Raw genomic sequence first — 13,204 nt, 5'->3', positions numbered from 1 at the left:
CCCGCTGGAATTTCTAGTGGGTAAGCGTGTGTCGCTTATGTTGGCAATCTAGCGATTACCATCTTTGACACAATGGTATAACAATACGTATCAAGATAGAAACGTGGTTCAGTTGACAGACAACTATCTATGACCATCGATCGAGCGATTAGTTAAGTGGCATCAGGAAATTGTATTTTGACTGCAGCAGCGTTCCCTGACTGATCCGTACATTCGACACCATTGAAATGAAAAGGCGAAATAAAATAGAGATCCCGCAATATTGTTCTTTTCATTCCACAATCTTTTGAAGAGATATCGTTAGATTGTTTTTCGTATTGATCTCCTGGACCAAACGTCTCTCCTTGGACTCTGGATATACATATATAAATTTTTCATCCGGCGATAAAGGTGGGACTATTTGTGACTCGATTTGGATAGGCTTTCAGGTAAAAGCGAAGGAGGGAAAGCCATAACTACGACCAAAAAAATAGAATATTTGCCTGATGTTTGAGAAATCACATCAGCTTACTATCGACAATTGCTCTTTAATTCAAACAGAACTGCCACAAACTGCACTACTGGCTACGATGATCCTTACCCTCCCCTAAGCTCTGTGGTGGAGCTGCCCAACCCTGGCGCCCACTTCACCCTTGACGGTGCCAGTCACCGTCAGGATGCTCAACTCTAAAGCGTCGGATGCCAACCTCCCACGCCCTGAGATCTATCGTATAAAATCTGACGGCCCTACCCTGGGCAGCGTGTTTTGATGCTTACTCTGCTGTACCGTCCAGCACTGCGACAATCGTTTACCTGAATCAGCATGCAGCGGTATGGACTCTCGCTCTGTCGCAACCCCCTCCTTTATTGGCACCAAGTCCATACTCCACACAGTTGAAGCCCCAATTGGCGATTTTCCGGCATCTATAACTCTCATTGCTGTAGGCCCGACGCTGCAATAGAGGTTTCAATAAGAGCCTCTTCAATGCAACCAGGATATTATCAAAAGCAATAAGCGTGAGAGCCCTATAGTCACCAGGCCTGACAGATGTATCTGTGTACGAAGGTGGAGTTCACATCCGCCACCTTCCCCCATTAAAACTGTCCACCCCGAGCTCCCCCAAATTCTGCTAAAGTGCCAAACTGTTACAGGATAAATGCAAATGAATACTCCAAAAGCGGGCCAATTATTTGGTTGCAAATGAAACCCTCGCCCTACTCTTTGCGGCACAGTAGGATAAGTCATCCGCCTGCAAGGGTAGCGCGGCACCAGGAACAGAGAAGCCAGAAAACACCATGACCACACAGCAGTTCGATGACTTAAATGTTGTCTCCCAGGAAGTTCTGATCAGCCCTGAGACGCTGAAAGCTGAACTCCCGATCAGCAAAGCCGCCGAAACAACCGTCGCCAATGGGCGCGCGGCAGTGCGCGATATCCTCGATCACAAAGATCACCGCCTGATGGTGGTTATCGGACCCTGCTCCGTTCACGATGTGGACGCCGCTATGGATTACGCCAAGCGCCTCAAGGCACTGGCAGACCAGGTCTCCGATACCTTACTGATTGTAATGCGTGTCTATTTTGAAAAGCCGCGTACCACAGTAGGCTGGAAAGGTTTGATCAACGATCCTCATCTGAACGATTCCTTCAAGATTGAGGAAGGGCTACATATCGGCCGCAAACTGCTTATGGATGTCGCCGAGCTGGGACTGCCCACCGCTACTGAAGCACTAGACCCGATTTCACCCCAGTACTTGCAAGACCTGATTTCCTGGTCCGCCATCGGCGCGCGCACCACCGAATCACAAACCCACCGGGAAATGGCCAGCGGCCTTTCTTGTGCCGTGGGCTTTAAAAATGGTACCGACGGCGGCCTGGAAGTGGCTATCAACGCACTGCAGTCTGTCGCCAATCCCCACCGTTTCCTCGGTATCAATAAACGTGGCCAGGTCGCGATTATTCACACAGCCGGCAATCCCTACGGTCATGTGGTACTGCGCGGTGGCAATGACAAGCCAAATTATGATTCGGTAAGTGTCGCCATGTGCGAGCAGGAGCTTCGCAAGTCCAAAATAGTGCCAAATATTATGGTGGATTGCAGCCATGCGAATTCCAACAAGAATCACGAGCTGCAGCCTTTGGTGGTAGACAATGTGACCCACCAAATTCTCGATGGCAACGAGTCGATTATTGGTATTATGGTGGAGAGCAACCTCAAAGCCGGCAACCAAAAACTCCAGCCGAATCTCCAGGATATGAAGTACGGTGTTTCTGTTACTGACAAGTGCATCGACTGGAAAACTACTGAGTCCCTGCTGCTGGGAATGGCTGAGCAGTTGCATGACCCCCTGAAAGTCCGCAACACCTAACATCCAAGCATCTGAGAGGCTCTTCAAGGGCCTCTTATCTGCCCCTAAAACTTCAGTACTTCCCAATTTGCACTCACCACTTGATCAAGCCCCTACAAAAAGAGTATTTTTGCCCTGCCGCAAAATACAGCTGTCGTATCTTTCCCCTACAGAGCAAGATAATAAATAAGCGGTTCAACTATCGAAGTCAGAGTCTGGCACCTGATCTTGGAACCTTTAGGAAAGTAGGAAAGCAGCAAATATGGAACTGCAGTCCAACAAAGTACTGGTTTATATATTTGGCGGATTTATTCTGACCTGGCTTCTCGTCAGTCTTAGTTTTGCTCTCGATGGAGGCTCTATCTTCTCATGGGTTGCCACCGCCTTCTGTGCATTCCTAGCGGCAATCACTTTTTCTTTTAAGACAACTCATTTTATCGATGGAGACACCAAACGATATATATCGAAAAGACGAGCCCTTTGGCATAGCTGGACCGAGACGCAACCTTTGGCAGTATTTAAGGGGGTTAGGGTCACTTCCTATGCACACCACCCTGAAGATACCCAGAAGAACCCTTCAAGCTGGCAGGTAACGCTAATCTTCCACGATAGCAGTATCAATAAAGCAATCCTGGCACAAGCATTTTCCAATAAGGAGGATGCACAGCTGTACGCAAACAAGCTTGCGCTATTTGCAGCGCTTCCACTGATGAACTAAAGCTTCCCATATTCGCTAGGGTACTAGCCACCTTCACTCTAACAGTTGCGCTTAGCATCATTGCTTTTCTGACCATCATGCCCAACCGATGCGGGCTAAGTTTGGTGGCATCAGTCCTGAGCGGGTGTTCGGCAAAGGAGATCTAGTGGAAATACACTTGATCATTGAAAACGATAAGCCAGAAAAAAATTAGTGGAATATGCTCATCGTTGCCGTCAAGCTGGCATATCTCTGCCGACAGTCGTAACTTCAGCACCCATCAATACTCAGATTTTTATTAATAGCAAAGCGATTGAACTTGAATAACCGATCTCGCAAGATAAGCAATCGGCCCAGAAATTTGCCGCAAGCCAAAACCTGCTACATCGATACCGCATACCTAGTACACGCTTGATTTTAGGTGTAATTCAACCAATTAACACAGCAATAAATTTTGACAAAATCAGGTCTTTGTCGATGCCTTACATTTCTTCAATTTATGGACTTCCGGTGACGTAATTCAAATAGGCATGACGTGCAACACAGATCTTCCCGATGAAAATTGAAATGCCTTCATCTATCTGTTCCCAAGCTTTAACAAAAATACTGTTAGCCTATAAATTTTATATCTATGATTGCTACGCGCTCCTCACTGCAAGGAAAATTCCGTATGAATAATTCTTTATTGAACTGAACGAAATCCCCACGAGACCAACGACTAAAGCGTTTCTCATAGGCAGAGCTGTATCTGTTCCATTTACAGGTAGATAATGTGTTATTAATCCGGTGATCTTACAGTTCCGTATCGCCCGGCGCCCTGCTTCAGGCTCAGATTGATTACATATGCAACATGAGGAACTATATTTCCGCCGGGATAAAATTTGATGTGAAAGCCAGATTTTTCAGTATCTGCCCGTAACTCCTATCTGCTCTAGCTCTTAAAACTATCCGAAGTATTACTCTGGGCTAAATGCATTAAAACTCCTGCTAATAGCAAACCAGGGATACTTTGCCAAATACCCCTGTTTCGATAGCAGCCAGCATTGCCAGCCCAGTTAAACTGCTGCCTCCAGCGAGGCACGATTACAGTAAGCCGCTCGCACTATCTCGCGAACCTCCACCGACAGCATCTTCACATCAGGCACCGCTGCACAGAGCGCTTTCGCTAACAACTGAGCCAGCGTTTGCCGCTGCTGGGTGGTTCGCCCCGATAGAAGGCTGCACTCGACATGAACAAAAGGCGCCGCAGTGGGACCTACCAAGTAATGCTGCACAGGCAACAAACGCACCTTGATATCATCTGGTTCGAATAAACTAGACTGATCGGCAGCCCGATGTATGGCACTCAACAAGTTGGGAATCTCTATCGATTCCAACAAAGTCGATGGGCACTGGATAACACAATGTGGCATAAATTTTCCTTAACAGTCGCTGAAAACAAGTGCTACATGGCCGGTGCAGGCAGTACATTGACCGGCTGCAGGTGACTAATTTTCCAGTTCAGGATATGAGAAACCCAAAGCCCATCAGTATCTACATAAAGTCCATGAACAAAACCAAATTGCTTTGCGCCCCGACCGGGCTCGCCCCGGTAGCGCAATTGCAGATTGCCAAAGAGATCATATTGTCTAACTTCCTCGGTCCGTGCATCGGTCATCCACAAGGTCTGGCCATCGAGCATCAGTACATAGGGGTAACCGACCTCTTTCCACTGGCTTAAATAAGCCCCGTTACTGTCAAAGACCTGGACCCGCTGATTCTCCCGATCGGCAATATACAGCTTCCCTTCGGAATCAATCACAATTGAGTGAGGGAAATTAAACTCCCCTGGTGCTGAGCCCTGGCTACCCCAGATTTTTACCAAAAGACCATTCTCATCCAGCTTTACAATCCGGCTATTGCCTTTATCCACCACATAAATATAACCGTCCGCATCCACTGCAACATCCTGGGGTTGGTTGAACAACACCAAGTTGTAGTCACGATCAAACCAGCCGGCACTGGCAGCCCCTCGCTTCCCCAGTACCATTGCCACTTCACCGCTGGGTGTGAACTTTAGTACCAGGTGCGTGGCAGTATCGGTCGTCCAGATATTGCCCTGCTGATCCACCCTCAAACCATGGGGGTTCTCAAACAGCCCCGCACCGATCTCCCTGACAAAGCGGCGCTGGCTGTCGAACTCCAGCAACGAATGCGCCCCTCGGTGAAGCACGATGAAATGTTTGCTTTTTGTACGATATACACCTGCCACCTCGCCGAACTGCCAAGTGTCAGGCAATTCAAACCCCCCGCTTTCAATATTAAATGCTGCACTGTCGGATGGAATATCCGCCAGTGCAGCAACACAGGGAAACAACAACAGGCACAACAGCTTACTAACTCTCATCAGAAGTCCTTCTTAACATATGAATCCGCCGGGCTATTGTGACTATTTCCCAATAATGTGTTAATAGTGCAATAATGACATTCACTATTTCCCAAAAAGAAACTATTGGGGGTTTTTTTGGACAGGTTCCACTTGATAACCGTGTTCAATACGGTGGCACAGCAGGGCTCATTCACCCGTGCGGCACGGGAACTGGGGTCTACCGTCTCTGCCGTAAGCAAAGCAATACGGCAACTAGAACAACAGCTGGGCACACGACTGATTCACCGCACCACCCGTTCGCAAAGCCTTACCGACGCAGGAAATGACTACCGGGTGACCACCGAGCGATTACTCAGTGAGCTGCGAGAAGTAGAGGAACGCCTTGGCAATACAGAGGGGCAACCTGCAGGTTTACTGCGTATTACCGCCCCGACAGCGCTCGGCCAATTCTGGCTGGCACCGAGACTCCCGCAATTTACTACCCGGTTTCCAGAAATCCGTCTGGAGCTCATTCTGGATGATCAGTTGCGGGACCTGACCTCTGAAGGGTTTGACTTGGCATTGCGCTCCCAACCGACTCCACCCCATTCAACCCTGTATTCAGACCAAATTGGCCACCACAAACGGTGCTTGGTTGCCGCCCCGGAGTATCTGGCAAAAACCCACTCACCCTCCTCACCAGAGCAGCTCAATGGGTTCAGACTTCTGTGCTACAAGAACAGCCGCGATCCACTCGCCTGGACATTTCATCAGGGACAGCAATCCGTCACCGTCGTCCCCAATGCACACCTTTCCGCCAATAATTACTATGCGCTATACCAGGCCGCCCTATCCGGCGTGGGCATTGCTTGTTTATATAATTATCTGGTGGATGGGGAGATCGCTGCAGGGCGCTTGATTGAAGTATTGCCCGACTGGCAACAATCCGGCAGGCCCCTCTTTGCGGTTTACCAACAGCGGCGAGCGGCCTCCGCCAAACTGGATGCTTTTTGGAATTTTCTGGAGAGTGCCTTTCAAAGAACCAATAGTCGTTAAAGATAGCTCTGCGATAATTTCTACAGCGCTCAATCACTCCTAGGCAGGCGTACCATCTCATTGGCGAGTACGGGAATCCCACTATAGGTTGCCTCAAATTCCCTAGTCACAAAAAAACCATATTTTCGATACAGATTTTTTACCGGATCGTTGGTCTTTGCTACATGCAAGAGAGCGGGCCCACTGATCTTTGCTAAAAGGTGTTCCAGTAGCGCACATCCTATACCCTCTCCGCGAGATGACGGATGAACAAACAGTGCCCGGATTTCATTGCCGTACAAAGCACAGTAGCCAACCACTTCACTCTTTTCATAGACATAAATATCGGACTCCATCAGGGAGGCGAAACGTTTTTTGTCCTCATCCAACGGCAGCAAGTCGAAACTGCGACTTTCAAAGCGCAGCTCATCCAGCTTTGAGCGAGAATAAATATCGAGCAAACATCGATAATCATTTTTGTTATATTTTCTAATCATCTTGATACTGAATCCTTTCGGGTACAGGTGCGTTCGGTGCCGGTTATTTGATTATCTCGTCAAATAACGTTACCAACAAGGACCATTCAAGACTCAAGCAGTGACTGTCGCCAAAAATAGAGTGCGGCCTTTAGATAGACGATACACCATACGAGTATTACTGAAGAATAACCTACGGAGCCGTAGCCTCAGTTACAAAATCACATTCAACCTGGAGTAGCCATCCCGATCACTTACACCGCAGTCACGGTAGGCGGCAAAGAAACTTCGGCCCCCTTTTCCTCCAGAGGTTCTGTAAATCCGAAATCCGCAAGTATCCCATACATGGCAGGCAACACTAACAGGATCAAAACCGTTGAACTACTAATACCAAATACAATACTGGTCACTAGTGGAATCCATATCTGAGCCTGTAAACTGGTTTCAAACATTAGGGGAAGTAGCCCCACTACAGTAGTTAAGGAAGTCAGGAAAATAGCCCTGAAGCGATCGCGGCTTGCCTGGCAAGCTGCACGGTGGACATCCATCCCTTCCCGAACTCTTCGTTTTACAAATTCCACCAGCAAAATAGAATCGTTCACCACAATCCCGGCCAAAGAAACAAACCCCATCATACTGGGCATAGACATATTCTTCCCCATAATCATCTGCCCTGCGAGCACGCCAATAAAGGCCAGCGGAATGGCAGTCATCACGATCACTGGCTCGGCATAGCTCCTGAACTGTAGTGACAGCAGCAAATATATACCAATGGCCCCAACCAGTAATGCCCTTCCCATCGACTGCCCGGTGATCAAGCTATTCTCGATCTCCCCTTTCATAGTGACCCACAATCCGGGGTACTCTTTTTCCATAAGTCTCCCCCTGAAATTGAATTTCATCGACTTCTATGCCCTGATACGCCGCACGCAATTGGCTTGCCACTGAGCTGGCATCCAGACCGGTGGAGTAGACTCCCTCGCGCATCTTGACGGTCAGCTGTGGCTTACCGGGACGCAAATCATCAAGCACATTGACAACACCCTCGTAACTGCGCAGCCAGTTTTGTAAGCGGATGGATATCGCTTTAAGCTGATTAATATCGAGACCAGCCAAGCGTAAATAAATGGGCCTACCCGCAGGCCCTGCTACCGGCTCCTTATAGAGAATTGCAATCGCACCGGGCACCTGTCCAGCAGCCTGACCCCACGCTTCCCGCAACTGGTTGATACCGGTATGCCGTACCTCTGCGGCCAATAGATCCACATTGATTGTGGCCACATGGGCACCCCCCTCAAACGCGTCAGCATTCACGCCATAGATAACACTGGTGTGGTTAATCAGCGGGGCAACTTCATTTTCTGAGAACTTTATGGCAACCCGGTTTAAAGCGTGCTTTTGGTAAGCGACCAGCTTCTCCATTTCCTCCAGAGAAGTCCCCTGGGGCATCAGGATTAGGGCTTGCAGTAAATTGCCTTCGAGCGTTGGGAAGCCCTCAAATTTGACAATCCCCGCCGGTAATAAACTGACCGTTAAAAAGAACAGCCCCAATACCCCACCAACAAAGGCGTAGCGATATTCCACTGCCCAATCAGCTGCGCGCCCCACTTCTTCACGCCAGCGCTCAAAGCGGCGGGCAAATTCGCGCTTCCAAGTGGGCACTTTTTCCCGACGGGAAAGCGCATGACGCAAGTGCGCCGGTAAAATCAGAAATGCTTCGATCAGACTGACCAGCAGCACCGAAATCAGAACAATGGGTAGCACCTTTAGCACCTGGCCCATATCGCCCCTGATAAACGCCAGACTGCCAAAAACCATCACAGTCGTCACAAAAGAAGAAATAACACCTCGAGCAACACGCTTGGTTCTCATAACCACCGCCCGTAGTGGCAAACGCCCATCGCGATACTCAGTCGCAATACTCTCCAACAATACAATGGCATCGTCCATCAAAATGCCAATAGCAATCAAAAGCCCCGCAAGGCTGATCATATTAATGGACACATCCATCATGGTAATCAGGGCAAAAGCGCCGAGAAATGACACCGGCAACCCCATCACTACCCAAAAGACATAATGACCGCTGAAAAACAGATAGAGAACTAAAGCAACCAGGATAAGCCCCTGCCACGCATTGGTAATAATCATCTGCAAACGATCGGAAACGATTGAAGCACTATCCTGGGTCGGGATCAGTTGTATCCCCTCAGGTAAGCGGACCATTTCCTTTTCTACAAACGCTCGCACCGCCTCCAATACTCGCAGGCTATTGTCCACAGTATTTTTCTGAATATTCAGTAACGCGGTCCGGCGTCCGTCAAAGGTAATTTTGTCTTCTTCTTTTTCAAAGCTATCCCGAATCTTTGCAATATCTCCCAGCCTGACTTCTGCCCCATCATGCCCTTTGATAACAATCAATGGTTCGAGCTCGCCAACCGTGCGCCGCTTTTCGGTAAATCGAATCTGGTATTCACGATTAGGGGTAGTCACCTTGCCACCAGGCATATCAATCGCCTGCCGATCGATGATCGCCGCAAGATCCGCAACACTGAGACCATATTGGCGCAAGCTGTGGTCAGAAATTTCCACCTGCAACTGGTCCTGAGATTCGCACCATCGGCACTGTTGGATCACGCAACAACTCGCGTCGGTAGTGTTCCGCCAGTTGATTCAGTTGCGGCAGAGGCAAATCAGCACTGATGGCGACACTGACCACTGATTGGGTGCGGCCCAACTCTTCAATCACAGGCTGCTCAGTTTCTTCTGACAGGGAATCAATACCGTCCACGGCTGATTCCACATCGACAAGAAACTGGTCCATATCACCGGTTTCCTGCATCTTGAGCGTCATCACGCCAAAATTGTCCTTTGCTTCGCAGCGCCGCTCCTGGATAAAACTGACACCGTCGGTTGCCTCTTCAAGGGGAAGGCAAATACTGTCCTCCACTTCCGTGGCCGCAGCGCCAGCGTAGGGCACCGAAACTCGCACCTCAAATTTCTCAATTTCCGGCATGGTCTCCCGGTTCATGGTGGGCAGAATCAGTAAGCCCGCGAGCATCAACGCCACCATTAAGAGGTTGGCGGCGGTAGGGTGCGCAGCAAAAAAACGAATCACGGTTCAAACCCTCCCTCCGCTGCGAACCATTTTGACGATTCCTCCCCGAGCGTAAAAACCGCTACGGGCATGCCATTCAAGGCCGGTATCACATCGGTAACAATCACCTTTTCCCCAGACTCCAGGCCCGAGCGAATGATGGTGGTGTCATCCTGGTGATAATCTACTTCGACGGGGCGAATCCGCAATTGATTATTTTGCACCAGATACACCCTCCCCTCGTCCAGAGCGGGCGATGAGGGAGCCAGCAACTCCACTCTCGTGTACATGCCGAGAAATAACGGCGGCTTTGCCTCAGATACGGTGTGACGATAGAGGTCATCGACAGCCATAACTATGGGCAGCGTTCGACTAATCCGATCCAGTGTTTCCCCCAGTCGCACAACCCTACCTCGCCACTCTCGCTTCCCCCGGCCTCCCACCAGCGTAACCCGCGCCTCCAAACCGAGGAGCGCTTCCGACAAGTCATCAGGGCTTAATGTCCGAGCTTCGGGAAGTTGCAGGTTGCGAAAAAGTGGCGCAGCTTGAACCATTGGCAGCTCAGCAGAGATTTCCACCTGATCCACGCCACTGGCGTCAAAAAGCCGTGCGCCACGGGAAACATACTGCTCTTTCTCTATATGAACCTGCCCGATTCGCACATCGTAGGGAAGGCTTACCTGAGTGCGCCGCAGATCATATTGGCTATCGCGAACCATTGCTTCAGCGCGGTTAATCTGTGCTTCAAGTACTTTTCGTTTAGTGGGAAACAGCGAAAGCTGACTTTGCTGTGTTTGAAGATCCTGGCGCAGGCTCAATACGTTTCGTTCTTCTGAATCAGCTGTAGAGCGGGATACACTCCCCTTGACTGCCATTTTTTTCTTGCGCGATAACTCCCGCTCTCCAAGCTCAAGTGTACGCTGGGCAATCTCCAGCGAGCGACCACTATTCGTCTTTTCTACTTCCAGTTCTTGCAAATTGGCTCGATGCACTGCCAAGTCACTCTCTGCCTGGGGCACCGCTAGTTGATAGTCCGCATCATCGATGCTCAATACCCGAGTGCCAGCGGGGATCATACTGCCTTGTTTTAAGTTGGGCGAGATGTAGATCACTTTTCCACTCACCTCTGCATTGGCCTCCAGAAAGGTGCTCGGGTGGACCTCTCCAAATGCGATAACCCGAGCACGTAATGGCGTTTTCTGCACCTCAATCACCTGCACAGGGATAACGGCAACTTTCGTTTCAGCGCGCTGTGGTTGTTGTCGAAAAGAAACCAGAAAGATTGCAATAGAAATACCGATAAGCATCAATATCGGTAGTATCCAGCGCCGTTTTACCAGAGCCGGCCGCTTAAGCATCATTTATGCCTCTTTCGGAGGCGGACAATTAAACCTGAATGGCGATCGCATTGGGAAGGTACTTGCTTTTTTGAACTAATCACTGTCTCGAGCCTGGCGTGGATAAATTGAACTAAATAGCTTCTATATAATGATAATTTACAAATAGTTAAGAAAACGATATGACCAGCCACACACAGGACCTACTTCCGCGCGCGAAATACTGTAAATCGAAACTACTTTTATAGGAAAGTGAAGAATAGCAAGTTGGATATTCGGCCAATACCAATGAGTTCACACTACCATTCAATGCATAAAGAGACGTTAACCCCTGCCTCCGCTCAAATATAAACAACACTCAAGTTAATTTGATGAAAATTCGGTATTACCGACAAAATATATACAGGCAAAAAACTCTCACAACGCCAAGACAACTTGGGTCCTCAGCTCAAAACGACCGTATGCGACACGTCACCAGTCAATATCACGACTTATCCAACCTGTATCTCTGCAACTTTCAGAAAATTTGAACGCACCCTCCGAAATACACCCGATTCCCCTAATCGGCCGCTACCCTAGTCTATGCTTGGGCTAACAAATACTGACCCAACTGACAACGGGGGGGGAATGACCAGTAACAAAGAAACCTCAAAGGCGCTCCTGGAATTATGGGCTGACAATGTTCCGCAAAAATCCACAGATTATCTTTCACCTAACTATATAAATCATCAAATCCCTGATACTAGCGACTCCATATCAACAATATCGGTTAAAGAGTGCCAGGATCTGGTTACTGAATTTCACAAATGTTTCGCCGATGTCAATATGGAAATACTGCTTCAAGTCGCTGAGGGAGATTACGTCTGTACTCGCTGGAGAGTAACCGCCACCCAGACCTCGAATTTTTTGCAATATGACGCCACAGGAAAAACCAGCACTTGGAACGGGGTCCATACAGATCTTTATAAAGATGGAAAAATGATAGAAAGCTGGGTAGATTGGGATAAGTTTTCATTCCTTGAGGGCCTGGGGCTGGTAAAATAGGCGGAAATTTGACGATAGACCGCAGATAAACTGTATAGGCTCCGTTCGCTGTTATCAAAAGCGGCGCCAGTATTTTTTCTTATTAACAATGGCTAAATAACAATGCCAAATGTTCTACTGACCGGTTTTGGCCCTTTTGAAAACACACCGGTAAATCCCGCTGAAGCCGTTATGCGGGTTCTGGACGGGACCCGAATTTTAAATTCAGATATCTGCGGACTTTTAGTACAAAACAACTTCTTTGAAAGTATCGATACTGTCACCGATGCCATTGCACAAATGAGGCCGCAACTGGTGATTATGATGGGCGAATATGGTGGTCGTGCAGAGATTACCGTAGAGCGTATTGCGCAAAACTTCAATGATTCGACTCGCTACAGTCTCAAGGACAATCGGGGAATGGAACTGCAAGGCGAACCCACTGTGGAAGATGGCCCCGCAGCCTATCGCAGCAATCTCCCCCTTCGGGCCATGGTCAAAGCTATGCGATCAGCGGGAGTTCCCGCAGATATTTCAGATAATGCGGCCACTTTTGGCTGCAATCATCTTATGTATGGTGTGCTCCACTATGTGGCAGTGAATCAACTGGATATTCTAACAGGCTGGATACATCTCCCCCGACTTCCCGAGATCGCAGCGCTACCCGAAAACCTTGGCACCCCCAGTATGTCCAGAGAAACCGCCGCTCTCGGTGTACATGCCGCGATCGAAGCTGCGCTTACACACCCTCAGGATATCAATGAGCCAATTCCATCCCGGCTCCAGATATAGAGGCAACCTGGACACTGAAATCAGGGCTGTCCCATATAAATCGGTGTAAAAACGAACAGAATAGACCTAAAATAG

Annotated in this window: 10 protein-coding genes and 1 pseudogene; 5 read left to right on the top strand and 6 right to left on the bottom strand. The window is 48.9% G+C overall.

Annotated features, from left to right (window positions below):
* Nucleotides 1-1,275 precede the first annotated feature (1,275 nt).
* On the top strand, nucleotides 1,276-2,349 hold the full coding sequence (locus tag MO867_RS17705) for a 3-deoxy-7-phosphoheptulonate synthase (RefSeq protein ID WP_252471628.1): 1,074 nt from the start codon (nucleotides 1,276-1,278) through the stop codon (nucleotides 2,347-2,349).
* Nucleotides 2,350-2,590: 241 nt separating this feature from the next.
* Complete coding sequence (locus MO867_RS17700) at nucleotides 2,591-3,046, top strand: hypothetical protein (protein ID WP_252471626.1); 456 nt, start codon at nucleotides 2,591-2,593, stop codon at nucleotides 3,044-3,046.
* 1,034 nt (nucleotides 3,047-4,080) lie between these two features.
* Here MO867_RS17700 and MO867_RS17695 read toward each other — a convergent pair.
* Complete coding sequence (locus tag MO867_RS17695) at nucleotides 4,081-4,437, bottom strand: 5-carboxymethyl-2-hydroxymuconate Delta-isomerase (protein WP_252471624.1); 357 nt, start codon at nucleotides 4,435-4,437, stop codon at nucleotides 4,081-4,083.
* A gap of 32 nt (nucleotides 4,438-4,469) precedes the next feature.
* A complete protein-coding gene (locus MO867_RS17690) occupies nucleotides 4,470-5,411 on the bottom strand; it encodes a peptidyl-alpha-hydroxyglycine alpha-amidating lyase family protein (protein ID WP_252471622.1) in 942 nt (313 codons plus the stop codon).
* Nucleotides 5,412-5,528: 117 nt separating this feature from the next.
* Between MO867_RS17690 and MO867_RS17685 the strand changes: the two genes are divergently transcribed.
* Entirely contained in the window at nucleotides 5,529-6,428 is a 900-nt protein-coding gene (locus MO867_RS17685) for a LysR family transcriptional regulator (protein ID WP_252471620.1), read from the top strand.
* A gap of 29 nt (nucleotides 6,429-6,457) precedes the next feature.
* Here MO867_RS17685 and MO867_RS17680 read toward each other — a convergent pair whose 3' ends face one another.
* The 4 genes and pseudogenes from MO867_RS17680 to MO867_RS17665 all read right to left on the bottom strand — a co-directional run bounded on the left by MO867_RS17680 (nucleotide 6,458) and on the right by MO867_RS17665 (nucleotide 11,338).
* Complete coding sequence (locus tag MO867_RS17680) at nucleotides 6,458-6,904, bottom strand: GNAT family N-acetyltransferase (protein ID WP_252471618.1); 447 nt, start codon at nucleotides 6,902-6,904, stop codon at nucleotides 6,458-6,460.
* Nucleotides 6,905-7,137: 233 nt separating this feature from the next.
* On the bottom strand, nucleotides 7,138-7,758 hold the full coding sequence (locus tag MO867_RS17675) for an efflux RND transporter permease subunit (protein WP_252471616.1): 621 nt from the start codon (nucleotides 7,756-7,758) through the stop codon (nucleotides 7,138-7,140).
* Nucleotides 7,703-9,941: pseudogene (locus tag MO867_RS17670) on the bottom strand (efflux RND transporter permease subunit). The gene MO867_RS17675 and the pseudogene MO867_RS17670 overlap by 56 nt, the downstream one beginning before the upstream one ends.
* Nucleotides 9,942-9,994: 53 nt before the next feature.
* Nucleotides 9,995-11,338: an efflux RND transporter periplasmic adaptor subunit gene (locus MO867_RS17665; protein WP_252471614.1), complete on the bottom strand. Its 1,344-nt coding sequence runs from the start codon at nucleotides 11,336-11,338 to the stop codon at nucleotides 9,995-9,997.
* Nucleotides 11,339-11,941: 603 nt separating this feature from the next.
* Here MO867_RS17665 and MO867_RS17660 point away from each other — a divergent pair.
* Both MO867_RS17660 and pcp read left to right on the top strand, forming a co-directional pair.
* Nucleotides 11,942-12,358, top strand: coding sequence for an ester cyclase (locus MO867_RS17660; protein ID WP_252471612.1), 417 nt, complete (start codon nucleotides 11,942-11,944; stop codon nucleotides 12,356-12,358).
* Nucleotides 12,359-12,460: 102 nt separating this feature from the next.
* Nucleotides 12,461-13,129: a pyroglutamyl-peptidase I gene (gene pcp / locus MO867_RS17655; protein ID WP_252471610.1), complete on the top strand. Its 669-nt coding sequence runs from the start codon at nucleotides 12,461-12,463 to the stop codon at nucleotides 13,127-13,129.
* The last annotated feature ends 75 nt before the right edge of the window (nucleotides 13,130-13,204 follow it).

Origin of the sequence: Microbulbifer okhotskensis (assembly GCF_023895975.1) — a bacterium.
Lineage (GTDB): Bacteria > Pseudomonadota > Gammaproteobacteria > Pseudomonadales > Cellvibrionaceae > Microbulbifer > Microbulbifer okhotskensis.
Note: the sequence above shows the minus strand (reverse complement) of the source record. Positions and strands in the feature narration are given on the sequence as shown.